This is a genomic window from Rhizobium etli 8C-3 (genome assembly GCF_001908375.1).
Lineage (GTDB): Bacteria > Pseudomonadota > Alphaproteobacteria > Rhizobiales > Rhizobiaceae > Rhizobium > Rhizobium etli_B.
Window position 1 is genome coordinate 694,829 of sequence record NZ_CP017244.1, and the last position, 24,105, is coordinate 718,933.

The 24,105-nt window shown below is 60.1% G+C and carries 22 protein-coding genes; 17 read left to right on the plus strand and 5 right to left on the minus strand.

Going from position 1 to position 24,105, the window contains the following annotated elements:
* Nucleotides 1-3: 3 nt before the first annotated feature.
* From panC to AM571_RS28370, 16 genes are all read left to right on the plus strand, one after another.
* Nucleotides 4-879 carry a pantoate--beta-alanine ligase gene (panC, locus tag AM571_RS28295; RefSeq protein WP_074064315.1) on the plus strand — a complete coding sequence of 292 codons (876 nt, stop codon included), beginning with the start codon at nucleotides 4-6 and terminating at the stop codon, nucleotides 877-879.
* Nucleotides 879-1,706 (plus strand): 3-methyl-2-oxobutanoate hydroxymethyltransferase, encoded by an 828-nt coding sequence (panB, locus tag AM571_RS28300; RefSeq protein ID WP_074064316.1) that lies wholly within the window; start codon nucleotides 879-881, stop codon nucleotides 1,704-1,706. Before panC ends, panB begins: the two co-directional genes overlap by 1 nt.
* Before the next feature lie 243 nt (nucleotides 1,707-1,949).
* Nucleotides 1,950-2,660 (plus strand): DUF899 family protein, encoded by a 711-nt coding sequence (locus AM571_RS28305; protein ID WP_074064317.1) that lies wholly within the window; start codon nucleotides 1,950-1,952, stop codon nucleotides 2,658-2,660.
* A gap of 277 nt (nucleotides 2,661-2,937) precedes the next feature.
* Entirely contained in the window at nucleotides 2,938-3,822 is an 885-nt protein-coding gene (locus tag AM571_RS28310; RefSeq protein WP_074064318.1) for an AraC family transcriptional regulator, read from the plus strand.
* A gap of 210 nt (nucleotides 3,823-4,032) precedes the next feature.
* A complete protein-coding gene (locus tag AM571_RS28315) occupies nucleotides 4,033-5,118 on the plus strand; it encodes a sugar ABC transporter substrate-binding protein (RefSeq protein ID WP_074064319.1) in 1,086 nt (361 codons plus the stop codon).
* Between the two features lie 80 nt (nucleotides 5,119-5,198).
* Nucleotides 5,199-6,020, plus strand: a complete 822-nt coding sequence (locus tag AM571_RS28320) for an ATP-binding cassette domain-containing protein (protein ID WP_074065626.1) — start codon at nucleotides 5,199-5,201, stop codon at nucleotides 6,018-6,020.
* On the plus strand, nucleotides 6,017-7,264 hold the full coding sequence (locus AM571_RS28325) for a sugar ABC transporter permease (protein ID WP_074064320.1): 1,248 nt from the start codon (nucleotides 6,017-6,019) through the stop codon (nucleotides 7,262-7,264). Before AM571_RS28320 ends, AM571_RS28325 begins: the two co-directional genes overlap by 4 nt.
* A 25-nt stretch (nucleotides 7,265-7,289) precedes the next feature.
* Nucleotides 7,290-8,018, plus strand: coding sequence for an SDR family oxidoreductase (locus tag AM571_RS28330; RefSeq protein ID WP_074064321.1), 729 nt, complete (start codon nucleotides 7,290-7,292; stop codon nucleotides 8,016-8,018).
* 2 nt (nucleotides 8,019-8,020) lie between these two features.
* A complete protein-coding gene (locus AM571_RS28335; RefSeq protein WP_074064322.1) occupies nucleotides 8,021-9,655 on the plus strand; it encodes an FGGY-family carbohydrate kinase in 1,635 nt (544 codons plus the stop codon).
* 214 nt (nucleotides 9,656-9,869) lie between these two features.
* Entirely contained in the window at nucleotides 9,870-11,591 is a 1,722-nt protein-coding gene (locus tag AM571_RS28340; RefSeq protein WP_074064323.1) for an ABC transporter ATP-binding protein, read from the plus strand.
* A 60-nt stretch (nucleotides 11,592-11,651) separates the two neighbouring features.
* Complete coding sequence (locus tag AM571_RS28345) at nucleotides 11,652-12,320, plus strand: GntR family transcriptional regulator (protein ID WP_074064324.1); 669 nt, start codon at nucleotides 11,652-11,654, stop codon at nucleotides 12,318-12,320.
* A 128-nt stretch (nucleotides 12,321-12,448) separates the two neighbouring features.
* Nucleotides 12,449-13,462, plus strand: a complete 1,014-nt coding sequence (bioB, locus tag AM571_RS28350) for a biotin synthase BioB (protein ID WP_074064325.1) — start codon at nucleotides 12,449-12,451, stop codon at nucleotides 13,460-13,462.
* Nucleotides 13,459-14,607 (plus strand): 8-amino-7-oxononanoate synthase, encoded by a 1,149-nt coding sequence (locus AM571_RS28355; protein ID WP_074064326.1) that lies wholly within the window; start codon nucleotides 13,459-13,461, stop codon nucleotides 14,605-14,607. Before bioB ends, AM571_RS28355 begins: the two co-directional genes overlap by 4 nt.
* Nucleotides 14,604-15,242, plus strand: a complete 639-nt coding sequence (bioD, locus tag AM571_RS28360; protein WP_074064327.1) for a dethiobiotin synthase — start codon at nucleotides 14,604-14,606, stop codon at nucleotides 15,240-15,242. Before AM571_RS28355 ends, bioD begins: the two co-directional genes overlap by 4 nt.
* Nucleotides 15,239-16,504 carry an adenosylmethionine--8-amino-7-oxononanoate transaminase gene (locus AM571_RS28365; protein WP_074064328.1) on the plus strand — a complete coding sequence of 422 codons (1,266 nt, stop codon included), beginning with the start codon at nucleotides 15,239-15,241 and terminating at the stop codon, nucleotides 16,502-16,504. The genes bioD and AM571_RS28365 overlap by 4 nt, the downstream gene beginning before the upstream one ends.
* Nucleotides 16,501-17,490: a beta-ketoacyl-ACP synthase III gene (locus AM571_RS28370; RefSeq protein ID WP_074064329.1), complete on the plus strand. Its 990-nt coding sequence runs from the start codon at nucleotides 16,501-16,503 to the stop codon at nucleotides 17,488-17,490. The genes AM571_RS28365 and AM571_RS28370 overlap by 4 nt, the downstream gene beginning before the upstream one ends.
* 11 nt (nucleotides 17,491-17,501) lie before the next feature.
* Here AM571_RS28370 and AM571_RS28375 read toward each other — a convergent pair whose 3' ends face one another.
* From AM571_RS28375 to AM571_RS28395, 5 genes are all read right to left on the minus strand, one after another.
* Nucleotides 17,502-18,488, minus strand: coding sequence for an ABC transporter permease (locus tag AM571_RS28375; RefSeq protein ID WP_074064330.1), 987 nt, complete (start codon nucleotides 18,486-18,488; stop codon nucleotides 17,502-17,504).
* Nucleotides 18,485-19,465, minus strand: a complete 981-nt coding sequence (locus AM571_RS28380; RefSeq protein ID WP_074064331.1) for an ABC transporter permease — start codon at nucleotides 19,463-19,465, stop codon at nucleotides 18,485-18,487. The genes AM571_RS28375 and AM571_RS28380 overlap by 4 nt, the downstream gene beginning before the upstream one ends.
* The gene (locus AM571_RS28385) at nucleotides 19,462-21,015 is read right to left on the minus strand and encodes a sugar ABC transporter ATP-binding protein (RefSeq protein WP_074064332.1); all 1,554 of its coding nucleotides are present in this window, start codon (nucleotides 21,013-21,015) and stop codon (nucleotides 19,462-19,464) included. The genes AM571_RS28380 and AM571_RS28385 overlap by 4 nt, the downstream gene beginning before the upstream one ends.
* A 78-nt stretch (nucleotides 21,016-21,093) precedes the next feature.
* Nucleotides 21,094-22,218, minus strand: a complete 1,125-nt coding sequence (locus tag AM571_RS28390; protein ID WP_074064333.1) for a sugar ABC transporter substrate-binding protein — start codon at nucleotides 22,216-22,218, stop codon at nucleotides 21,094-21,096.
* Between the two features lie 627 nt (nucleotides 22,219-22,845).
* Nucleotides 22,846-23,424, minus strand: coding sequence for a helix-turn-helix domain-containing protein (locus AM571_RS28395; protein ID WP_074064334.1), 579 nt, complete (start codon nucleotides 23,422-23,424; stop codon nucleotides 22,846-22,848).
* A gap of 172 nt (nucleotides 23,425-23,596) precedes the next feature.
* Here AM571_RS28395 and AM571_RS28400 point away from each other — a divergent pair, with 172 nt between their 5' ends.
* Nucleotides 23,597-24,079, plus strand: a complete 483-nt coding sequence (locus AM571_RS28400) for a fasciclin domain-containing protein (protein ID WP_420493406.1) — start codon at nucleotides 23,597-23,599, stop codon at nucleotides 24,077-24,079.
* The last annotated feature ends 26 nt before the right edge of the window (nucleotides 24,080-24,105 follow it).

A 24,105-nucleotide genomic window follows, 5' to 3' on the forward strand; every position in this document is an offset into this window, starting at 1 on the left:
AGGATGCGTGTCGTAACAAAGATTGCCGAACTGCGGGAGCAGGTTGCGGCGATCAAGAAGGAAGGCCGGACCCTCGGATTCGTCCCGACGATGGGGTACCTTCACGCCGGGCATATGGAGCTGGTCGCGCGTGCACGCACCGACAACGATGCCGTCGTCGTCTCCATATTCGTCAATCCGTTGCAGTTCGGAAAGAACGAAGACCTGACGCGCTATCCGAGAGACCTGGAAAGGGACAGCGCCATGCTCTCTGCCGCCGGCGTCGATATCCTTTTTTGCCCAAGCGTTTCGGAGATGTATCCGCGACCGATGCAGACGATCGTGGACGTGCCGGCACTCGGCAGCGAATTGGAAGGTGCCGTGCGGCCCGGACATTTTGCCGGTGTTGCGACTGTCGTGACCAAGCTTTTCAATATCGTTCAGCCGGATGCCGCCTATTTTGGCAAAAAGGACTACCAACAGGTCGTAATCATCAAGCGGATGGTCGAGGATCTTGCACTGCCGGTCCGCATTGTCGCGGTCGAGACTGTCCGGGAAGCCGACGGGCTCGCGTTTTCATCGCGAAACAGTTACCTGACGGCGCAGGAGCGTGCCGCAGCGGTGATCGTTCCAAAGGCCCTTGAGGAAGCCGAACGACTTTGCCGGGAGGGCATCGACGGGCCTCAGGCGCTGGAGGCGGCATTGGCCGCGTTCATTGCACGCGAGCCGCTCGCCGTGGCTGAAGTCGTCGCCGTTCGCGATCCGCAGACCCTGACACGACTTGAAACCTTGCACGGTCGGCAGGCCCTTGTCGCCCTTTTCGTGCGGATCGGTTCGACAAGGCTCCTTGACAACAGGATCATCGGCCACCGGCGCCACGCCCAGTCGAGGGCTGCGTGATGAGCAAGCCCTCCAATCAACGGCGGCTGACGCCAATTCGCATCCAGTCCATGAAGGGCTCAACGCCGATCGTTTGCCTGACCGCTTATACGACACCGATGGCGCGTGCCCTTGATGCCCATTGCGATCTGCTTTTGGTCGGCGATTCCGTCGGCATGGTGCTCTATGGCCTGCCGAGCACGACTTCCGTTACGCTCGACATGATGATCGCCCACGGCCAGGCGGTCATGCGGGGGGTCTCGCGGGCCTGCGTCATCGTCGATTTGCCCTTCGGCAGCTACCAGGAATCGAAAGAACAGGCTTTCCGCAGTGCCGTGCGTATCATGAAGGAAACCGGCTGCGACGGCGTCAAGCTGGAGGGTGGCGAGGAGATGGTCGAGACCATCGCCTTTTTGACCGCGCGCGGCGTGCCGGTATGCGGACATATCGGGCTGATGCCGCAACAGGTGCACACCGCCGGCGGTTACCGCTCGCTCGGCCACAACGAAAGCGAGATCGCCAGGGTCAGGCGCGATGCCCGAGCAGTCGGCGGATCCGGCGCTTTTGCGGTCGTCGTCGAGGGAATGGTGGAGCCTCTGGCGCGCGAGGTGACCGCCTCGATCCACGCCGCGACGATCGGCATCGGCGCCTCGCCGGCCTGCGACGGGCAGATTTTGGTAGCCGAAGACATGCTGGGCGTCTTCACCGATTTCAAGCCCAAATTCGTCAAACGCTATGCTGGACTTGCACAGACGATCGAGGAGGCGGCAAGCGCCTATGCTGACGATGTGCGAAATCGACGGTTCCCGGCCAAGGAACACACGTTCGACGTTCGATCACCGCAGTGATCTGTGGGTTCTGAATGCCATGCTCCTATCGGTTCACCTTTGCAAATTCGTGAAACCGGTCGGCCTATCTTTTTTGCATGCACGAAAAACATTTATCAGCAGCACTGTCGATTTCGACGGCCGTCGATCGTCCTTGAACAGGCGAGCGCTCCAGTTCCGGAATGACGGCCGGCGCCACGCGTTCAAAAGCTAGGAGAGTCCGGCACAGGTTTCTCTCTCACGATCAGATCGATGGAGGATATTATGGCTGATCATCCGCACCTGACACCCGCAATCGAACTCGCCCGCAGAAACGGCGCCCGATTTCCGAACGAGAGTGAAGACTACCGGCGTGCGCGCGACGCGCTGCTTGCCGAAGAGATCGAGCTGCGCCGCCACATAGAACGCGTCGCCGCGCAAAGACGCGCTCTTCCGCCTGGAGGCGTAGTGACGAAGGAATACAGATTTGAGGGAAATAACGGTATCGTGTCGTTGAAAGACCTGTTCGCCGACAAGAACACGCTGGTTGTTTACAGCTACATGTTCGGGCCTGAGCGCGAACGTCCTTGTCCTATGTGTACATCCTTATTATCCGCCTGGGATGGGGAAGTGCCCGACATGCAGCAGCGCATAGCGCTCGCGGTTGTTGCCCGTTCGCCCCTCGAAAGGCTGCTGTCGTTCCAGAAGGAGCGCGGTTGGCGTTATCTACCGCTCTATTCGGATATTGATGACGACTATAGCCGGGACTATCGCGCGCTCGGTCATGGCGGCAGCGATGATGCGGCATTCAACGTCTTCACGCGACGCGACGGGACGATCCGGCATTTCTGGAGCGAGGAAATGGGACCGGCGACAGCCGACCCGGGACAAGACCCGCGCGGTGCTCCCGACGCCATGCCTATCTGGACGGTGCTCGATTGCACGCCGGAAGGACGTGCGCCGGACTGGTATCCGAAGCTCTCCTACCCGAGTTGACCGTCTGAAGCGAATATCGGGGAGGGAGGTTGCGCAAGGCCGGTCCGCCACAGAAATCAAGGGCCGGGTTCGATTTTAGCGGTCCGGCCGAGACGGAATAACTGCGCGAATGGCCACAAATGATGGGAGAATTGTCAAAAAAGTATCAGCGGGAGGTCGATGGCGTAGTAGCGATCGCTGATGCCTGCGGGTAAAGTCCCCATCAGAAAATGATGACCTCTGGGAGGAGGCGCCATTGCCGGTGAAATTCCGGTTGAAGCGCAGGGAGGAAGGTTCCATGAATCCGGATTTGGAAGTGGTCGCGATCGGCAGCGGCGAGTCCTTCAAGGCCTGGGAGCATGGTTATCCCTACCGTACGGTCCGCTGGCACTTCCATCCCGAGTATGAGATCCACCATGTCGTGGCGACGACGGGACAATATTTCGTCGGTGATTTTATCGGTGAATTCGAGCCGGACAACCTTGTGCTTACCGGACCGAACCTGCCGCACAACTGGGTGAGCGACGTGCCGCCGGGCACATGCCTGCCACTGCGCTGCCGGGTGCTTCAATTCACCGAGTCCTTCCTTGCAGATGCAACTCGGATATTTCCGGAGCTCTCGGCCTGTGCCGGCATTTTGGAAATGAGCCGTCGGGGTGCGTTGTTCACATCTGAAACGGCGTCGCTCGTCGGCCCGTTCCTTGGGGAGCTGGTCGACGCCAAGGGAATTCGCCGCATCGAGCTTTTCATGAACGTGCTCGACACGCTGAGTTCTGCGCCGGGCACGCGCACCCTTGCAAGCGCGCTCTATCATCCGGATCCCTCGGGTTTCATGTCGGCCGGGGTGAACCAGGCGCTGGCCTTTATCAATACACATCTGACCGAACCTTTCAGTGAAAGCGACCTTGCCGGCCTGACGGGGCAAAGCCCAAGCGCGTTCTCCCGCAGCTTCCGTCGGCATACCGGCATGGCGCTTGTCCAATATGTAAACCGGCTGCGGATCAACTTCGCTTGCCATCTGCTGATGAGCGAAACCGCCATGTCGATAACCGACATCTGCTTTGCTGCCGGCTTCAACAACATCTCGAATTTCAATCGCCGGTTTCTGGATCAGAAGGGCATGGCGCCCTCGCGTTTCAGAACATTGCTGGCACAAAATGCACGAGCGGTGGAGGCCGCCTAAAAAGGGGAGGACCGGGGAGGAGAAAACGAACAACCAGGGCAGGGCGACCGGGCACGCACGTGGCCCGAACGGGGTTGCTTGTCCGCAAACCAGCTGGAGAAGCGCCGGTCAAGAAGGCGCCTCGCACGGCGGGATCGCACAAAGAGTGTCGGCTTCGAGCGAGCTTGAGACTTCATCGAAACAGTTACCATTTGGTACGGAGAAATTCCAATGACCCAATTCGCATGGAAATTGGCAGGCGCAGCAGCGCTCGCCGTCGGTCTTCTCGGCAGCACGTCGACCTTTGCGCAGTCTGCAAAGGTAACCGATGCAACGGTCGCCTTTCTGATGCCCGACCAAAGCTCCACACGCTATGAGGAGCACGACTATCCGGGCTTTGAAGCGGAAATGAAAAAGCTTTGCGCCGGCTGCAAGGTGATTTACCAAAACGCGAACGGCGACGCTTCGCGCCAGCAGCAACAGTTCAACTCGGCGATCTCGCAAGGCGCCAAGGCGATCGTGCTTGATCCGGTCGATTCGACGGCTGCCGCATCACTGGTCAAGATGGCGCAGAGCCAGGGCGTCAAGGTGATCGCCTATGACCGTCCGATTCCCTCTGCCGCGGCAGACTATTATGTCTCCTTCAACAATGAGGAAATCGGCAAGATGATCGCCAAATCGCTGGTCGATCATCTGAAGGCAAAGAATGTCCAAGCTGGCGACGGTGGTCTACTTGAGATCAACGGCTCGCCGACGGATGCTGCCGCAGGCCTCATCAAGAAGGGTATTCATGCCGGTCTTGCCGAGGGCGGCTATCCGATCCTTGCCGAATTCGACACGCCCGAATGGGCTCCGCCGAAGGCGCAGCAGTGGGCGAGCGGACAGATCACCCGATTCGGCAAGAAGATCATCGGCGTCGTGGCCGCCAATGATGGCACAGGTGGCGCTGCCGTTGCAGCCTTCAAGGCTGCCGGCATCGATCCTGTGCCGCCGGTCACCGGCAATGATGCGACGATCGCCGGCCTGCAGCTCATTATCGCAGGCGACCAATACAACACCATCTCCAAGCCAAGCGAGATCGTTGCCGCGGCTGCGGCCAACGTCGCCATGCAGCTGCTGTCGGGCGAAACGCCGAAGGCCGATACCACGCTCTTCGACACGCCGACGCAACTCTTCACGCCGGCCCTCGTTACCGCTGAAAACCTGAAGGCCGAGATCATCGACAAAACAGTCAATGGCAAACCGATCCAGACCCCCGAGGAGCTGTGCACGGATCGTTACGCCGAAGGCTGCAAAAAGCTCGGCATCGGCAGCTGATCGGTCCTCGCAGAAGGTCCTTCGACCGCTCTTGCGAATGGTCGAAGGACCTGAAATTCATGATGAAAGGCTTGCGACAGATGACTGACGCTTCCAACCAAGCAGCCCCGCCCGGGGAAGTGGTGCTCAGCCTAAAAGGTATCTCGAAACATTTCGGTGCCGTCTCGGCGCTCACCGATATCGATCTTGACGTTCACGCAGGCGAAGTCGTGGCGCTCGTCGGCGACAACGGCGCCGGCAAATCGACGCTCGTGAAGATCCTTGCAGGCGTCCACCAGCCGAGTTCGGGCGAGATCACGTTCCGCGGCAGCAAGGTGACGTTGGCCGACCCGAGTGCGGCCCTCTCCCTGGGTATTGCGACCGTGTTTCAGGACCTTGCACTTTGCGAGAACCTTGATGTCGTTGCCAACATTTTCCTCGGCCGTGAGCTCAGTCCTTTGAGGCTTGACGAGACCGCGATGGAGGTTCGTGCCTGGACGCTGTTGAACGAGCTTTCGGCCCGCATTCCAAGTGTCCGCATTCCGATCGCATCGCTGTCGGGTGGACAACGACAGACGGTGGCGATCGCCCGGTCCCTGCTTCTGGAGCCAAAGCTCATCCTGCTCGACGAGCCGACAGCCGCCCTTGGCGTTGCCCAGACGGCAGAGGTTCTGAACCTGATCGAGCGGGTGCGCGATCGCGGCCTCGGCGTCGTAATGATCAGCCATAACATGGAGGACGTGCGTGCCGTAGCCGACCGCATCGTCGTCTTGAGACTTGGGCGGAACAATGGAGTTTTCTATCCCGATGCGTCCAACCAGGAACTCGTCACCGCCATCACCGGGGCGACTGAGAATGCAGTCTCGCGCCGTGCCAGCCGTCGCCAGGCGCAGCAGGACACGAGGCAGGAGGGCCAAGTATGACCAGCGATGCGAAACAAACAACGCTTCTGGATCGAGGTGATGTTCGCGTCAGCCACGATGCGGGTATTGGCGCGACGATCCGTTCTTCGATCGACAAGGTGCGCTCTGGCGACCTTGGCTCGCTTCCTGTGGTCGTTGGCCTGGTGATCATCTGGACAGTCTTCGGAACCCTCAACCCGACGTTTCTTTCAAGCAACAATCTTGCAAACCTGCTTTTCGACGCATCCACGGTCGGGGTGATTTCGCTTGGAATCGTTTGCGTGCTGATGGTCGGCGAGATCGACCTGTCGGTCGGTTCAATCAGTGGCTTTGCTTCCGCCATGGTCGGCATGCTGTGGGTCAATCAGGGCTGGCCCGTGGCGATTGCAATCATTGCCGCCATCACCGTCGGCGGATTGATCGGCGCGCTGTATGCTCTGCTTTTCAATCGCCTTGGAATGCCCAGTTTCGTTTCGACGCTTGCCGGTCTGCTGGCGGTACTCGGAATGCAGCTCTATCTGCTTGGCGCGACAGGCTCGATCAACCTGCCTTACGGCTCGCCTTTGGTGAACTTCGGGCAACTGCTCGTCATTCCGCGTCCACTGGCATACGTGCTTGCGCTGCTGCCGGGCGTCGTGATGCTGGTTTCAGGCTATCGGGCTGGGCAACGCCGCAGGCAAGCCAATCTCTCGTCGCGCTCGATCGGTGCTCTCGTCGTGCGTGTCGCTTTAATCACGATCCTCCTCGAATTCGTCGTCTTTTATCTCAATCAGGATCGCGGCATCCCGTGGATGTTCGCGCTCTTCGTCGCCCTTGCGATCGTGATGAACTACGCGCTCACGCGGACCCAATGGGGCCGCTCGATGGCGGCCGTCGGCGGCAATCGCGAGGCGGCACGCCGCGCAGGTATCAATGTCCGGCTCATCTACACCAGCGCCTTCGTTCTCTGCGCCATGTTTGCCGCACTTGGCGGCGTGCTCGCGGCGGCGCGTCTTGCATCGGCAAGCCAGCAGGCCGGGACCGGCGACGTCAACCTGAATGCGATCGCAGCAGCCGTCATCGGCGGAACAAGCCTCTTCGGGGGCCGCGGCAGCGCTTACTCGGCACTCCTCGGCATCATCGTCATCCAGTCGATCGCAAGCGGACTGACGATGCTCGATCTGTCTTCGGCGCTTCGCTACATGATCACCGGCGCAGTTCTCGCCATTGCAGTCATCGTCGATTCGCTGGCACGCCGGTCGCGGGTCTCGCACGGCCGCGCCTGATACAACTACGAAAGCAAGGATTGACATGGGACAGGAACTTTCTGGAAAGGTCGCAGCGATTACCGGGGCTGCCTCGGGGATCGGTCTTGAATGCGCCAAATCGTTATTGCGGGAGGGTGCGAGCGTCGCTCTCATCGACAAGGCCGAAGATTCACTGAAAAGCATATGCTCTAAGCTGGGTGCGAGCGCCTTCCCTCTGGCCGCCGATCTGACCGATCCCGCCAGCGTCTCAACGATGATGCCGCAGATTCTCGAGCGTTTCGGAAAGCTCGATATCTTTCACGCCAATGCGGGCTCCTACATCGGCGGGGAGGTCGTGGACGGCGATCCGGATGCCTGGGACCGGATGCTGAACCTGAATATCAATGCAGCCTTCCGATCGGTCCAGTCGGTCTTGCCTCATATGGTGGAGAGAAAGACCGGCGACATCATCATGACCAGCTCGATCGCCGGTCTGGTTCCCGTTGTGTGGGAGCCGATCTATACTGCGTCGAAACACGCCGTGCAGGCCTTCGTCCATACGGTCAGGCGTCAGGTCATAAAGCACGGCATTCGCGTCGGTGCTGTCGCGCCGGGCCCGGTGGTGACGGCCCTGATCAGCGATTGGCCGCAGGAGAAACTCGATGAGACGATTGCCGCAGGAGGATTGATGGAGGCCAGGGAGGTCGCAGACGCGGTGCTCTTCATGCTGACGCGACCACGCAACGTGACGATCCGCGACCTCGTCATTTTGCCGCACAGCACGGACCTTTGACCATGGCGCAGTACTTTATCGGCGTCGATATCGGTACAGGCAGCGCGCGCGCAGGGGTCTTCGACGAAGACGGCATTCTGCTGGCGGCTGCAAAACGACCCATCACGATCTGGTATGAGGCAGGCAGCATTGTCGAGCAATCGAGCGAGCAGATATGGAAAGCGATCTGCGACAGCGTCAAGGAAGCTGTTGCAGCGGCAGCAATTGCGCCTGCAGCTGTTGCCGGTGTGGGTTTTGATGCGACCTGTTCTCTCGTTGCGGTGACCGCCGACGGCGCGCCGGTCGCCGTCGGCCCCTCCGGCGATCCCAACCGCAATATCATCGTCTGGATGGATCACCGTGCCGCCGGTGAAGCTGCGGAAATCAATGCTGGAGATCACAAGGTCCTGCGTTACGTCGGCGGGCGGATCTCTCCGGAAATGGAAACACCCAAGCTTTTGTGGCTGAAGCGCCATCTGCCGGCCTCCTTTGCCACTGCCGGTCATTTTTTCGACCTTGCGGACTATTTGACCTGGCGCGCAACCGGCTCGCTCAGCCGGTCGGTCTGTACAGTGACCTGCAAATGGACCTTTCTTGCCCACGAAGCGCGCTGGGATGACCAGTACTTCAGGGATATCGGCCTTGAAGAGCTGGTGGCGGAGGGATTTGCCAGGATAGGTACGGATATCGTCGATCCTGGCACGGCGCTGGCAAACGGGCTTACGCAAAGCGCCGCCGCCGATCTCGGATTGCCGGTCGCAACGCCTGTCGGAGCGGCGCTGATCGATGCGCATGCCGGCGGTGTCGGCACGCTCGGCGGAGCCCAAACAAGCGGCGGTTCGGATGTCAGAAACAGGCTTGCCTATATCTTTGGCACATCCGCCTGTTCGATGGCCTCAAGCGACAATCCGATCTTCGTCGGTGGCGTCTGGGGACCATATTATTCGGCAATGGTGCCGGGGCTCTGGCTGACGGAAGGCGGGCAGTCTGCGGCAGGAGCTGCCATAGACCATCTGGTGAGCATGCATGCCGCCTCTGTCGAGGCACGCGCGAAGGCGGATGCCGCGGGGCTCACACTCGTTGCCTGGCTCGACAGGCAGGCCACCGAAAAATGTACGGACCTGGGGCGTGCTGTCGAACTTGCGAAGTCCCTTCACGTCGTGCCCGAGTTTCTCGGAAACCGCTCCCCCCATGCCGACCCCGAGGCTCGCGGCGTCGTCTCCGGCATCGGACTTGACAGCGACATTCCCAGTTTGATCTCGCTCTATGTTGCCGGCCTTTGCGGGATCGGTTACGGCCTCAAACAGCTTTTGGAACGGTTGGCTCAGGACGGCATTGAGATTGACCTGATCGTCGCAAGCGGAGGTGCTGCGCAAAGCAATCTCGTGCGCCAGATTCTCGCCGATACGACGAATGTACCCTTGGCAATCGCCGACACCGAGGAGCCTGTACTGCTCGGTGCGGCAATGCTTGCGGCTGTCGCCGGCGGACGTCATCGTTCGCTGCCGGACGCCATGCAGGCGATGTCGCGCCTTTCCAGACTGTTTTATCCCGTCGGTGGCGCAATTGCAGACCTGCACAAACGCAGGTACCAGGCCTTCGGACTGCTGCAATCGGCTGACCGCGATATCCGATCGCTTTTTAAGCCGGGCGAATGACAGCATCAGTTACGAGGCTGATGAAGAGTGATCGAAGCCGACCGCTTGCCAGCTTCCACACTTCGGCGGCGCTTGCCGGTTATTGCCGAGGTGCAGTCTCACGCCCGGTGCGCTATTGGCTTTCGTCAAGAAATATGAGAATTGGGATCACATTTCGTGTTGATGCGCGCTCCGCGTCAATGCCGCCGCTAAGTTTATACCTTTAAAGGCCGAAATGCTCCGTCGCTTCTTTTCCTATTACAGGCCCTATCGCGGCCTCTTCGTGCTGGATTTCGGCTGCGCGATCATCTCGGGCCTGCTCGAGCTCGGCTTTCCGATGGCTGTGAAGCTGTTCGTCGATCGGCTTCTGATCGGCCAGGACTGGCTGCTCATTCTATTGGCATCTGCCGGTCTTCTGGTCGTTTATGCGATCAATACCGGTCTGATGGCGATCGTCACCTATTGGGGGCACATGCTCGGCATCAACATCGAGACAGACATGCGCCGCGCGGCCTTCGACCACCTTCAGAAACTCTCTTTCAGCTATTACGACAATCAAAAGACCGGCCATCTGGTCGGCCGTCTGACGAAGGATCTCGAGGAGATCGGCGAGGTCGCCCATCACGGTCCGGAGGATCTTTTCATTGCGGTGATGACATTTGCAGGCGCGCTCATCTTGATGCTGACTGTCAATTGGCAGCTCGCGGTCATCACCGCCGTCATCGTGCCGTTGACGGCATGGGTGACCAGCCGTTACGGAACCCGGATGACGCGGAATTCGCGGGCGCTTTTCGGGCGCGTCGGCGATTTCAACGCCCGGATCGAAGAGAGCGTCGGCGGCGTCAGGGTCGTGCAGGCCTTCGGCAACGAGGACCATGAAAGGGCCCTCTTTGAAAATGACAACCAAAGCTATCGGAAGACGAAGCTCGAAGCCTACCGCATCATGGCTGCCAGCACCTCGCTGAGTTACATGAGCATGCGGCTGACGCAGATGATCGTGATGGTCGCCGGCAGCTATTTCGTTCTGTCGGGCGAGCTGACGGCTGGTGGGTTCATTGGTTTCCTGCTTCTCGTCGGCGTCTTTTTCCGGCCCGTCGAGAAGATCAACTCGGTTATCGAGACCTACCCGAAGGGCATTGCCGGTTTCCGGCGGTTTACCGAGCTGATCGACACGGAACCCGATATCGAAGATGCGCCCAACGCGATCGAAGTCGATCATCTGAGGGGAAAAATCGCCTATCGCGATGTGTCTTTCGCCTACAGCAGCGGCAAGCCGGCGCTTAAGCACGTCAATCTGACTATCGAGGCAGGCGAGACGGTTGCATTCGTCGGCCCCTCCGGCGCAGGAAAGACGACGATATGCTCGCTGCTGCCACGTTTTTATGAAGTCGGCTGCGGTGCAATCTCGGTGGATGGCATCGACATCCGCCATATCAAACTCGCCTCGCTCAGACGTCAGATCGGCGTCGTGCAGCAGGATGTCTTCCTGTTCGCAGGAACGATTCGCGAAAACATCGCCTATGGAAGGCTGGACGCCGGCGAAGCCGATATCATCGAGGCAGCTGTGCGCGCCAAGCTTGACGAGACGATTGCATCTCTGCCAAACGGGCTGGATACGATGATCGGCGAACGCGGCGTCAAATTGTCGGGCGGCCAGAAACAGCGCCTAGCCATTGCCCGCATGTTCCTGAAGAACCCGCCGATCCTCATCCTCGACGAGGCGACATCGGCGCTCGACACTGAGACCGAACGCCAGATACAACAATCGCTGGCCAAGCTTGCCGAAGGCAGGACCACACTGATCATCGCGCACCGGCTAGCAACAATACGCGATGCGGACCGCATCGTTGTCGTCGACGGCTCACGGGTCGTCGAAGTGGGTTCGCATGCCGAATTGCTAAAGCGGCGCGGCCATTACGCGCGCCTGTATGATGCCCAGCTTGCGATCGATTCTTGACCGCGGGCTTGAGACGGTTGGCGTCTCGACAGTCGTAGCGAAGCGAATTACCTATAAAAAATGACCGATCACAGTGACGAGACAATTGCCGCGCGGATCAGCCGCGTACTTGCCGACCGGATCGTGACAGGACAGCTCGCACCCGGTTCCAAACTCAAGCAGGATCATATCGCCGAAGAGTTCGGCTCCAGCCACGTACCGGTGCGCGAGGCACTTCGGCGGCTGGAGGCGCAGGGGCTTGCCATCAGCGAGCCGAGACGAGGCGTCCGCGTGGCGTCATTCGACCTTGCTGAAGTGCAGGAAGTGGCGCGCATGCGCGCCGCACTCGAGGTTCTGGCGCTTCGCCATGCTGCTCCCCACCTGACGCCGTCCATCCTCGATCAGGCCGAGCACGCCACCCTCGAAGGCGACCGGGCCGTTGATGTTGCCGGCTGGGAAGCCGCAAACAGGCGATTTCACCGGCTGGTGCTTTCGCCTTGCGGGATGCCGCGCCTGCTGGCCGCTATCGATGATCTGCACGCTGCGAGCGCGCGGTTTCTTTTCGCGACCTGGAACTCGGGCTGGATGACACCCAAGGATCGCGATCATCGAGCGATCCTCGGTTTTCTTCGCGAGGGAGAAACCGAACACGCCGCCACTGTTCTCGAGCGGCACGTTCAATGGATCGGCCGACGGCCGGCGAGAAGCGGCGGCGCTGCTTTCGCCGAACGTTTTGCGATCGTCGGCTGAGCATCGCTGCAATTCTGTCGCTCGCGGAAAATTCATCGCTGCCCTTGCCTTATGCTGCGCTGCATTATTATAGATAAATCGGTAACGATATCTATTGCAGCACATCTGTAAGGGGAGGATCTGGTTTGATGCAGGCTGAAACGGCTGATTCGCATGGTGCAATCGAGGATTCGGAGCCTTTCTCCACTCGGTATCGCGCCGACGAAGCAGAAATTATCTATAATTTGCCATTCAACGATCTTCTTTATCGCGCCCACAGCATTCATCGCGAAAATTTTGATCCGAACGCCGTCCAGATGAGCCGTCTGCTGTCCATCAAGACCGGCGGCTGCGCCGAGGACTGCGGCTATTGCAGCCAGTCGGCCCATTATCCGACCGGGCTCAAGGCCTCGAAGCTGATGGAGGTAGAGCGTGTCCTTGCCGAAGCGCGCAAGGCAAAGGAGGGCGGCGCCACCCGCTATTGCATGGGCGCGGCATGGCGCAGCCCGAAGGATCGCGATATGGATGCGATCGCAGCCATGGTCAAGGGCGTCAAGGCGCTGGGCATGGAAACCTGCATGACGCTCGGCATGCTGACGCCGGCACAGAGCGCTGCGCTCGCCAAAGCGGGACTTGACTACTACAATCACAATATCGACACCTCAGAGCGCTTCTACGGCCAAATCATAACGTCGCGGACATTTGCCGACCGTTTGGAGACACTGTCGAACGTTCGCGACGCCGGCATCAAGGTCTGTGCCGGAGGCATCCTCGGGATGGGAGAGACGGCCGCCGACCGCATCGCGATGCTGGTGACGCTTGCCAATCTTGCCGTTCCTCCCGAGAGCGTGCCGATCAACATGCTGATCCCGATCCCGGGTTCGAAGCTTGCCGAGGCCGAACCCATCGATCCGATCGAGTTCGTGCGAACGATCGCTCTGGCCCGCATCCTGATGCCGGCCTCGCACCTGCGGCTTTCGGCAGGACGTTCGGATATGAGCGATGAGATGCAGGCCCTCTGTTTTTTCGCAGGTGCCAATTCCATCTTCGTCGGCGATACGCTTTTGACAGCCGACAATCCGGGGGAGGACCATGACAGCGCACTGTTTCGCCGCCTAGGTCTGAAGCCGATGGAGCTGGACGGCGCGGAGGCGGTCCCGTGAGGTTTTCGGGCCTTGCCCGCTATGAGCGGACACTGGCCGGCCTTGAGCGGAAAGGCCGCGCCCGTACGCTGATCGGCCAGAGCGGCATCGATTTTACGTCGAACGACTATCTGGGGCTTGCTCAATCGGAGCGCCTTAGGAACGCGCTTGCCGAAGCGATCGAACGCGGGGTTGCGATCGGGGCAGGGGGATCGAGGCTGTTGCGGGGCAATCATGGCGAGCACGCAGCGCTCGAGGAGCAGGCAGCCGCCTATTTCGGTACCGAAAGGGTCGTCTATTTCGGCAGCGGTTACGCTGCCAACGTCGCTGTCTTTTCGACCCTTCCCCAGCGCGGGGACATCATTGTCCACGATGGCCTGATCCATGCAAGCGCGCATGAGGGGATCGCGGCGAGCAAGGCACGGGCGATATCTGTCACCCACAACGATGCTGCCGCCTTCGATGAGGCGATCAGGAGATGGCGCCGGTCAGGTGGAACTGGCAGGGCGTGGATTGCCGTCGAGAGCCTCTATTCCATGGACGGCGATCGCGCACCTCTTGCCCAGCTTGTAAGCGTTGCGAATGCGCATGACGCCTTCCTGGTCGTGGACGAAGCGCATGCAACGGGTGTCTTCGGGCCGGGGGGGCGCGGTTTTTCGGCAGGTCTGGAAGCGCAAGACAACGTGATCGTCCTTCACACCTGCGGCAAGGCGCTCGGTGTTGCCGGAGCGCTGCTTTGTGCAAGCGCTGTCATCTGTGACTACCTCGTCAACCGCGCCCGCGGTTTCATCTATTCGACGGCGCCGTCGCCATTGATGGCGGCTGCTGTTGGCGAATCGTTGCGAATTCTCCAGGACGAGCCGCAACGGCGCGCGGAGCTCGACAAGTTGCGGGCCTTTGCAAACGGCGCGCTTGCGGCTGCGACCGGTGCCAAAGGCAACGGTTCCCAGATCCTGCCGGTGATGATCGGCGACAATGCACGCGCCGTCGCGATTGCTGCGCATATGCGCGACCAAGGCTTCGACATCAGGGCAATCCGCCCGCCGACCGTGCCGGAAAAGACTGCGCGACTGAGAATCGCAATCACGCTGAACGTGGATTGCAGCATGGTTTCCAGCATGTTCGAGCAGCTGGCGGCCGTCCTGACGGAGGAGGAGCGGTCATGACGCAGGCTTGCGTCGTCACCGGGACGGATACCGGCATCGGCAAGACGTGGTTCGCCGCTGCCCTGACGCGGGCGCTCGATGGCTATTACTGGAAGCCTGTGCAGGCGGGCCTTGAGGAAGAGACAGACAGCCAGGCTGTCGCTCGCCTGGGCGGCATTACTGCGGCACGGATCATCCCGGAGGCTTACAGGCTGAAGACGCCCGCATCCCCGCATCTCTCCGCCAGGCTCGATCGCGTGGCAGTCGAGCCCGAGCGATTGATCCTCCCCGAAACCGACCATCCTCTGGTTGTGGAAGGGGCCGGCGGACTTTTGGTCCCGCTGACCGACCGGCTGTTGTTCGTGGATATTTTTGCCCGTTGGCAGATCCCTGTCATTTTGTGCGCGAGGACAACGCTTGGAACGATCAATCACACGCTGCTGTCGCTAGAGGCGCTGAAGCGCCGTGCCGTACCGATCCTCGGCGTGGCTTTCATCGGCGAGGAGAACGACGAAACGCAGCGGGTGATCGTGAAGATCGGAGCCATTCGGTCGCTTGGCTGCCTGCCGTGGCTGTCTGTTCCAACGCCCAAGACATTGCAGAAAGCTTTCGATGGAAACATCGATATCGAGCACATCAAGGCAGCCCTGGCATGAAGAATTCTCGCGTGTGGCATCCCTTCACCCAGCACGCGCTCGAACCGCGCATGAAGCCGATCGTTGAGACGGCTGGCGCCTACCTTATCGATGAGGACGGCAATCATGTGCTTGACGCGATCTCATCCTGGTGGGTGACCACCCACGGCCATCGGCACCCTGCCATCATGAGGGCAATTGCTGCCGCCGCTGGACACTACGACCAGCTCATCTTTTCTGAATACACGCATGCGCCGGCTGAAGAACTGGCTGAAGGCCTGATCGCCGTTGCACCGCCCGGACTGGCCCATGTCTTTTATTCCGACAGCGGATCGACCGCAGTCGAGGTCGCTCTGAAGATGGCGCTCGGTTTTTTCCATAACCAAGGCGAGCGGCGCAATCGCATCGTCGTCATGGAGCATGCCTATCACGGCGATACGATCGGCACGATGTCGACCGGTGAGCGCGGCGTGTTCAATGCTGCCTACGAACCGCTGCTCTTTGCCGTCGACCGGCTGGCTTTCCCAGAGGCGGGCCGCGAGCAGGAAACCCTCGATGCCTTCGAACGCTACTGCCGCTCAGGCCAGGTGGCAGCTCTTCTCATCGAGCCGCTCGTTCTCGGGGCGGGCGGCATGAAGATCTATGCGCCGTCGCTCCTTGCTGGCCTCAAGGAGGTTGCCTTACGTTGCGGGACGCTTTTCATTGCCGATGAAGTGATGACCGGTTGGGGACGCACCGGAACGCTTTTCGGCTGTGAGCAGGCAGCGATCACCCCAGACATCCTCTGTACCTCGAAAGGCCTGACGGGAGGGGCTTTGCCGTTGGCGGCAACGTTGTGCACGGCGGAAATCTTCGAGGCGCACCTCTCCACTGACCGCCGCAGAACCTTTTTTCATTCGAGTTCCTACACCGCCAATCCGATCGCCTGCGCCGCTGCGGTTGCCAATCTCTCCGTCTGGCGCGATGAGCCGGTGCAGGCACGGATTGAGTCTCTGGCGCAAGCGCATCGGGCGCATCTGACCGGTTTTTCGAATGATGTGCGTTTCCGCAATGTTCGACAGATCGGAACCATCGCGGCGCTCGATCTCGAGGTCGCCTCGGGCGGATACTTGGCACAGGTCGGCCCGAGGCTGCGCGCCTTCTTCCGCGAGCGTCACCTGCTCATCCGGCCGCTCGGCAATGTCATCTACCTGATGCCGCCCTATTGCATCACCGCAAAGGAGCTCGGCCGTGCCTATGAAGCGATCGACGAAGCCGCCTTTCATTTCAGGGGTTCGGCATGACTGGGGTGCGGGCTTCGCGCCTGGCGGGCTTCGGGCACAGCGTGCCGGCGCGACGGGTCGAAAACGTCGAGATTGAGCAAGCGCATGGGCTCGAACCTGGCTGGATCGAACGTCGTACAGGCATTCGTGCCAGGCACTGGGCCGAAGAGGGCGACACTTTGAGCGGGCTTGCGGCCCGCGCCGGGGTCATGGCCCTTAGCGATGCCGGCATCGAGCGGACCGAAATCGCCCTCACGCTGCTTGCAACCTCGACCCCTGACCATTTGCTGCCGCCGTCGGCACCCCTGCTTGCCCATCGCCTCGGGCTTGCAAATTCCGGAGCAATCGATCTTGCAGGCGCCTGCTCGGGGTTTCTTTACGCGCTGACACTTGCCGACGGCTTTGTTCGAAGCCAAGGAAGACCGGTACTCGTCGTTGCCGCAAACATTCTAAGCCGGCGGATCAACCCGGCCGAGCGCGCAAGCTCGGTTCTGTTTGCCGACGCAGCAGGTGCGGTCGTGCTTTTACCATCGCTCGAGCCCGGCAACGGTCTCCTCGGCGTCGATCTTGCGTCCGATGGAAGCGGCTATGATCTCATCTCGATTGCTGCCGGCGGCAGCAACCGCCCCTTTGGGCCGGGAATGAGGCCCGAGGATTTTCTCATGACGATGCGCGATGGACGCGAGGTGTTTTCGCGTGCCGTCGAGATGATGGCGGCTTCGTCGCTGCGGGCGCTCGATCGCGCGGGCGTGATCACGCCGGATGTCAACCGGTTCGTGCCGCACCAGGCCAATACGCGAATCTTCACCGCCGTCGGCGAGAAGCTGGGCATCCCGGCGGTCAAGACCGTCAGCACAATTGCCGACTACGGCAATTCATCTGCCGCGACGATTGCCCTGTCGCTGTCGATCGCCAAGGAGAAACGGCCGTTTGCATCGGGTGAGGTGGTGCTTCTAGCGGCTGCCGGCGCCGGATTGACCGGTGGTGCCTTGGTTTTGGGATTTTGAGAGGCCGCGGGTCACCGGTTGGCAGGACTGCGGCCGTAAAGCAGCAGCATGGCGATGATGACAGTGCCGTAGATGATCTGCCTTCCTGCCTCCGGCATCTGCATGACCGAGAGGATCGATTGCAGGAGCGTGATTAAGATCACGCCGGCGACCGTGCCGAGATAGGAGCCCCTGCCGCCGAGAATGGACGTTCCACCGAGGACGACGGCGGCGATCGAAGGTAAAAGATAAGCATCGCCCATCGATTGGGCCGCCTTCGACGCATAGCCGGCAAGCAGGGCACCGCCAAAGGCGGAAAGGGCACCGGATGCGATGAAGGCGATCAGGACGATGCGACGGGTGTTGATGCCGGAAAGATAGGCCGCGCTCTCGCGGTTGCCGATGCCGTAGACGGAACGGCCGAATGTCGTGCGCGTGAGCGCAAAGACCGTGCCGGAACCGATGACGGCCCAGATGAGGACGGCATTGGGTATGGCGGGGAGAAGAAACCCGGTTGCCAGATAGCGCATGGCAAATGTAGCCGAATCCTGTGGCGAAAAACCACCGGTATAAAGGACCATCAACCCCTGAGCGACGGCGTTGGTCGCCAGAGTGATGATCATCGATGGAATGCGCAGATAGGCGACGCCGATCCCGTTGGCGAGGCCGATCGCCATGCCACAGACGATTCCGAAGGGAATGGCAAGCATCTCGCCTGCAGGACCATATGCGGCCGCAGCACAAGCCATCATTCCACCAACGGCAATCGACCAGGGAACTGAAAGATCGATCTGGCCGAGGAGGATGACGATCATCATGCCGGTGGCAATGACGCCGAGGAAGGAGGCCACTTTCAACTGCTGCAGGAGATATTGAGGCGACAGAAAACTCGTCGAATAAAAACTGCCGATGATCAGCAAAAGGATGATGCAACCGAAGGCCGTCGCGATCGCCGGATCAAGCCGCCGGGCGATTTTAGGCGAAGAGCTCACCGGCTCTTCTCGCGTTACGTTGCTCATCCGAACCACTCCAGCCGATTGCGGACGCGAAACAATCCGAAGGCTCCGAGGCTGACCGCTACCAGCAGCACCACACCCTGGAACAGAGGCTGCCACAGCGGATCGAAATCGAAGACGAAAAGCAGGTCGCCGATGGTGCGGAAGGCGAGAGCTCCGAATACCGCACCGATCGCGCTGCCCTTGCCGCCAAAAAGGGATACGCCTCCAAGCACGACCGAGGCGATCGAGAAGAGCGTGTAGGCATTGCCGCTCGCAAGGGCTGCCTCGCCCGTGAAAGTGAAGAATGTGAGAAACAGGCCGCCGATCGAGGCAAGAAGGCCGGCCAGCGTATAGGCAGTAAACTTGGCGCGACGGATCGGTAGTCCGGACATATAGGCTGCGGTCTCCGACGAGCCGGATGCATAAGCTGTCCGTCCGATGATCGACCGGCTGAACGGCACCCAAATGACGAGAACGATGGCAGCCAGGGCAATCAGGCTGGCGGGCACAGTGCCGAATATCTTTCCCGTCATGAGATCTGCCAGTTCCTCATTGACCGAGCCGCCGGGAAAGGGCCGCAGCAACAAGGCGATCCCGAAGAAGATGGCGCCCGTCGCGATGGTGGCGACAATCGGCTGCAATCTTCCATAAATGACGATCAGGCCGTTCAATGCTCCGCAGAAAAGACCGGTAGTCAGAACGGCGATCACGCCGAAGGCCGTTTCAACCGCCGTTCCGAGAACGACCCAGGAAGCCAGCGCATTCGTAAGGATGAAGATCATGCCGACCGATAGGTCGATGCCGGCCGTGATCACGACCAGCGTCTGCGCCATCGCGACAAAAGCAAGCAGAACACCCTTGTTGGCGGCGGTCTGCACGACGTTGGACGTTAAACCGGCCGGATGGTTGGAGACGTAGATGGCAAACATGACGAAGAAAACAGCCGCTGCCATCAGCGTGCCGCGTCGTTCGTGTAAACGGTAACGCCATTCCTTCATGCCGCGCTCTCCGCCTTCTCGCCCTCGACATTGAGCGCGCTTGCGACCAAAGCATGCTGCGTGATGCCGCCATCCCGCAGTTCGCGTACGATGCTGCCCTTATAAAATACGAGAACGCGATCGCAGCAGCCGATCAGTTCATCGTAATCCGTCGAATAAAAAAGGATGGCCGCGCCAGCCTCGGCAAGCCGTCGCAGCAACTGGTAAATTTCCTGTTTGGTGCCGACATCGATGCCGCGTGTGGGGTCGTTGAGCAGCACGATCCGGGGCCGGCGCATCAGCCACTTGGCAATGACGACCTTTTGCTGATTGCCGCCAGAAAGCTCGCTGACCGGAATGTCGAAACCTGCCGTCTTGATCGCCAGCAACTGCACCATCTCGTCGATCAGCTGTCCTTCCTTTTTCCGGTCAATGACGCCTCCCTTGGATACTCGGTCCAGCACCGCGAAGGAGAGATTTTCCCGGACCGTCATCTCCAGCATCAATCCTTCGGTCTTGCGGTCCTCGGGGATCAGAGCCATGCCGATATGCTTTGAACGTGCGACCGCCGGACTGGTGAGCGTGACCGGCTTGCCATCGACAAGGACGGAGCCGGTGGTGCCGCGAAGTACGCCGAAAAGGGCAAGCAGCATTTCGCGCTGTCCTTGACCGTCCAGACCGCCAAGGCCGACCACCTCGCCTCTGCCGACGGCAAGAGAAATGTCGCGCAGGCTGTCCCCCCAGCACAGCTTGCGGCACTCAAGCGGAGGCGGAGCCGTATCGGCTGTCGCTCGCGCCGGTTTCGGCGGGAAGGCGTTGGAATATTCACGGCCGATCATCATTTCGACGATCTCGCTGCCACTGCGCGTTCCGGCCGCAAAGCTCATCACATTGCGGCCATTGCGCAAAACCGTGCATTCATCGGCCAGTTCGGCGATCTCTTGCATGCGGTGTGAAATGTAAAGCAGCGCCAAGCCCTCGGACCGGAGCCGCCTCAGGACGGAAAAAACCTTGGCGACATCAGTCGCCGTCAACGCCGACGTTCCCTCGTCGAGAATAAGAATGCGCGGCTTCCATGCGAGCGCCTTGGCGATCTCGACCAGTTGCCGACGCGACAGTGACAGATCCTTGACCAGCGCCCGCGGATGGACGTCTTCGGCGCCTGCCCTGGCCAGCATCTCCTCGGCAATCGCGCGCTGTGCCTTGCGATTGATCAGGCCGAAATGGCGCGGCGGCGCAGCGATGCAGATGTTGTCGGCAACGCTCAGGTCGGGAATGAGCGAAAGCTCCTGGAACACGCAAGTGACCCCCGCAGCGCAGGCTTCGGCGGGGGACCTGAAGCTGACCGGGCGTCCGTTCAGCAACATTTGGCCCTCGTCGGGCGCGACGACACCTGCCATGATCTTGATAAGGGTCGATTTTCCGGCGCCGTTCTCGCCGAGAATGGCGTGAATCCGCCCCGGTTTCACGGTGAGTTCGGCATTTTCCAGAGCGTGAACGCCGCCGTAACGCTTCGAAACACCGCTCATCTTGAAGAGGGGCGTTGTCGCCGGGCTTTCTGATGTAATCATAAGGCTCCTCGAAACCGGTCTTACTGGCACGTCGCGGCTACCGCGACGCGCCGCTCAGGCGGGTGGCTTGGACCCGGTCTACTGGTTTTCCTTCGACTGCCCCATGATCTCCTGCGCGGTGAAGTTGATGCCGCAGGTCGGAAAGGCATTGCCGACGAAGAAGTTGTCGGACTGATCGGGATAAAAGTCCTGGCCTTCCTTGAAGTTTGGATCTTCAACAATTGCCAGCGGCAGCTTGATGGATTGCGGCACAACCTGTCCTTCAAGCGCAGCAATCGCCGTCTTGATGGCAACCGCCACCTGTGCGGGGCCTGTACCGGCGGAGGAGCATTTCAGACCCTCGGCGGCATGTTTGGCGCAGAACTTGCGAAAGCCGTTCTCAGTCTCTCCCCCGAAAGGCACAAAGGGATGTCCGGCATCGATCATCGCCTGGACGACGCCGGTATCGCCGCCTTGCGCGGTGATCCCGTCAAATTTCTTGTGCACGGCAATTGCGTCGGCGGTCGCCTTTTGTGCTGTCGGATCGTCCCATTTTCCGAGCACTTCGACGACATCCCATTTCTTGCCGGTCGCAGCAAAGGTTTCGTGAATGCCGTTGTGACGGTCTGTGTCGACCGAGGTACCGGGAACGCCGCGCACTTCCAGAACCTTGCCGCCGTCAGGCAGATGCTTTGCCAGCCAGTTTGCCCACAATACGCCAAGGCCCTTCTGGTCGACGTTGACATTGATTGCGTCTTCGGTGTCCAGGATGTTGTCGAAGGCGACCAGGATGACGCCGGCCTGCTTGGCACGCTTGATGACCGGTCCGAACGCCGTCGGGTTCTGGGCATTGACGACGATGGCGTCATAGCCTGAATCGATGAAGTTGTTGATTGCCGAGATCTGCGCAGGCACGTCCTCGCCGGTCGAAACAACCTTGAACTCCTTGAGTTTCGATGCGACCTCCGGCTGCGATGCATAGGCTTTCGCCGTCTGGATCATCTGGATTCGCCAGGTATTGGCGATATAGCCGTTGGCGAGCGCTATGCGGTAGGGGGCGTCCTTCTTTGGAAATTTGAAGAACTTAGTTTCTGCCGTCCACGGCACGAAGCACTCGGCTTCGGCCGCAGGCCCGCTGACGATTTCCGGCTCGGCGAGTGCCGTGGATTGGGAAAGCGTGATTGCAGCCGCGGCCAGGATGCCGCCGACCAATGTCTTGTACATCGAATCCTCCCATTGTTGCCGTACTTGGAATGGCGTCGAATGGGTGTCGGCATCATCGACCCTCCGCTGCGGTTGTTTTGTGCAGTCGGTGCCGGTCCGGCAAGGCATGTCGATACGCTATCCAGATGACGTCAGACGGGCTCCTCCCCTGCGTCACGAAGGCAATGCTAGCGCTGGCAACCATGATTGTAAAGCGGCCCGGGTTGACCTGTTCTGCTAGGGAATCTTGCGTTTCTGCAGCGTTGCGTTTTTGCGCGCGCGATGCCTAAACCGAGATTGGTGGCGGTCTTTTGCTGCGGCCTTTGTGCGGACAGGACGGTTACTCCGGAACGAGAGATGCCACAACCCAGCGGCGTGAAGACCGTCTGTGCCCATGCGGTTGTTTGAAAACATGGCCATCCCACCGTGGGGTTTTCCCCATTTGGAGCATCGCGCGTCAGGCAAAACGAGGTGCAGCATACTGCGTATCCAATCTTGATAGGAAGAGCTTGCGGAAGCGCTGCGCGCCAATTCTGGCGCCGGCAAGTGTTGATGCCCAGGTTTGACGGTGCCATTGTCGGGATCTGGCTCTTAATGGCATTGGCGGGAGGCGAGGCGGTATTCAGGCGCTGGAACAAGATTGTATGTTCAGGGGATCGTCACCACGATTGCCGTGCAGGCGCTCTCGCCCTCACGGCGATAGCTGTGCGGCACACTTGAATCGAAATGCATGGCATCGCCTTCGTTCAGGGACGTCTCTTCGCCGTCGACATCGACAGTCAGCCGGCCGCTCATGGCGTAGATGAACTCCGCGCTGCCATGACGGTGCGGTTTTGAAGGCTGGGTATTGGCGGAAAACTCCGCGAAGTAGGCGTCCATGCGCCGTTCGCCGGCCGGATAGTTCAAGCTTTCGAAAAGATAAAATGGCGTCGCCTCGTCTGGCGGGCTTGCAAGCCGCAGACGCTCATCCCTTCTGGTCACGGTAACCAGCGGCCCTTTCTTGTTGAAGAAGTAATCGAGATCGACGCCGAAGACCATCGCGATCCTCAGCAGCGTTGGCAAGGTCGGAAACAACTGACCGCGCTCGATCTTCGAAAGCATCCCGGGCGACAGGTCCGTATGGGTCCCAAGTTGCACCAAGCCCATCTTCTTATTCAGCCGCAGCGTCTTTATGCGCGGCCCGATCCTGTAGCGCTCGAGTTCGCCAGCGAGTGTGTCGGATAGCATTTTATCAACTCCTTTTCGTCAGGCGATAAGGTGTCATGCCAAATGTTCACGTCAAGACAAAACTTATTATTGTCACGAAAATATTACTGGTAGGAAAAAGAAATTTCATTAAACGATAATTCATGCGTCTCGGATTGAGGCGCGTTTGAAAACAGGGAGCATGACAATGAGGATGAAACGCGTATTCGCAGCCGCTGTGGTTGCCATTGCAGCCATCGGACTCCAGGCGCAGGCTGCTGAAAAGGACATCGTCGATACGGCAGTGGAGGCCGGCCAGTTCAAGACGCTTGCCTCGGCGCTCGACGCTGCCGGGCTCGTTCCCACCCTGAAGGAACCCGGACCGTTCACCGTCTTTGCGCCAACCGATGCCGCCTTTGCCAAGCTGCCCGCCGGCATGGTGGCGGAGTTGCTGAAGCCGGAGAACAAGGAGCAGCTCATCGATATCCTTACCTACCACGTCGTTCGCGGAAAAGTGATGGCCGCCGACGTCATCGGCGTCGACGAAGCGAAATCGGTCAACGGCAAGATGATCGACGTCGAGACAATGGGTCGTTCGGTCAAGGTCAATGACGCAAACGTCACCGCGACCGACATCGCTGCTTCCAACGGCGTAATTCACGTCATCGACCGGGTGATTTTGCCGCCGAAGGGCTGATCGCCATTCCCCCGCGTGGCCCGGCC

Bases quoted from the DNA above. Each gene is read 5' to 3' on its own strand.
- panC (WP_074064315.1), top strand. From the start codon at position 4: ATGCGTGTCGTAACAAAGATTGCCGAACTGCGGGAGCAGGTTGCGGCG.
- panB (WP_074064316.1), top strand. From the start codon at position 879: ATGAGCAAGCCCTCCAATCAACGGCGGCTGACGCCAATTCGCATCCAG.
- AM571_RS28305 (WP_074064317.1), top strand. From the start codon at position 1,950: ATGGCTGATCATCCGCACCTGACACCCGCAATCGAACTCGCCCGCAGA.
- AM571_RS28310 (WP_074064318.1), top strand. From the start codon at position 2,938: ATGAATCCGGATTTGGAAGTGGTCGCGATCGGCAGCGGCGAGTCCTTC.
- AM571_RS28315 (WP_074064319.1), top strand. From the start codon at position 4,033: ATGACCCAATTCGCATGGAAATTGGCAGGCGCAGCAGCGCTCGCCGTC.
- AM571_RS28320 (WP_074065626.1), top strand. From the start codon at position 5,199: ATGACTGACGCTTCCAACCAAGCAGCCCCGCCCGGGGAAGTGGTGCTC.
- AM571_RS28325 (WP_074064320.1), top strand. From the start codon at position 6,017: ATGACCAGCGATGCGAAACAAACAACGCTTCTGGATCGAGGTGATGTT.
- AM571_RS28330 (WP_074064321.1), top strand. From the start codon at position 7,290: ATGGGACAGGAACTTTCTGGAAAGGTCGCAGCGATTACCGGGGCTGCC.
- AM571_RS28335 (WP_074064322.1), top strand. From the start codon at position 8,021: ATGGCGCAGTACTTTATCGGCGTCGATATCGGTACAGGCAGCGCGCGC.
- AM571_RS28340 (WP_074064323.1), top strand. From the start codon at position 9,870: ATGCTCCGTCGCTTCTTTTCCTATTACAGGCCCTATCGCGGCCTCTTC.
- AM571_RS28345 (WP_074064324.1), top strand. From the start codon at position 11,652: ATGACCGATCACAGTGACGAGACAATTGCCGCGCGGATCAGCCGCGTA.
- bioB (WP_074064325.1), top strand. From the start codon at position 12,449: ATGCAGGCTGAAACGGCTGATTCGCATGGTGCAATCGAGGATTCGGAG.
- bioD (WP_074064327.1), top strand. From the start codon at position 14,604: ATGACGCAGGCTTGCGTCGTCACCGGGACGGATACCGGCATCGGCAAG.
- AM571_RS28365 (WP_074064328.1), top strand. From the start codon at position 15,239: ATGAAGAATTCTCGCGTGTGGCATCCCTTCACCCAGCACGCGCTCGAA.
- AM571_RS28370 (WP_074064329.1), top strand. From the start codon at position 16,501: ATGACTGGGGTGCGGGCTTCGCGCCTGGCGGGCTTCGGGCACAGCGTG.
- AM571_RS28375 (WP_074064330.1), bottom strand. From the start codon at position 18,488: ATGAGCAACGTAACGCGAGAAGAGCCGGTGAGCTCTTCGCCTAAAATC.
- AM571_RS28380 (WP_074064331.1), bottom strand. From the start codon at position 19,465: ATGAAGGAATGGCGTTACCGTTTACACGAACGACGCGGCACGCTGATG.
- AM571_RS28385 (WP_074064332.1), bottom strand. From the start codon at position 21,015: ATGATTACATCAGAAAGCCCGGCGACAACGCCCCTCTTCAAGATGAGC.
- AM571_RS28390 (WP_074064333.1), bottom strand. From the start codon at position 22,218: ATGTACAAGACATTGGTCGGCGGCATCCTGGCCGCGGCTGCAATCACG.
- AM571_RS28395 (WP_074064334.1), bottom strand. From the start codon at position 23,424: ATGCTATCCGACACACTCGCTGGCGAACTCGAGCGCTACAGGATCGGG.
- AM571_RS28400 (WP_420493406.1), top strand. From the start codon at position 23,597: ATGAAACGCGTATTCGCAGCCGCTGTGGTTGCCATTGCAGCCATCGGA.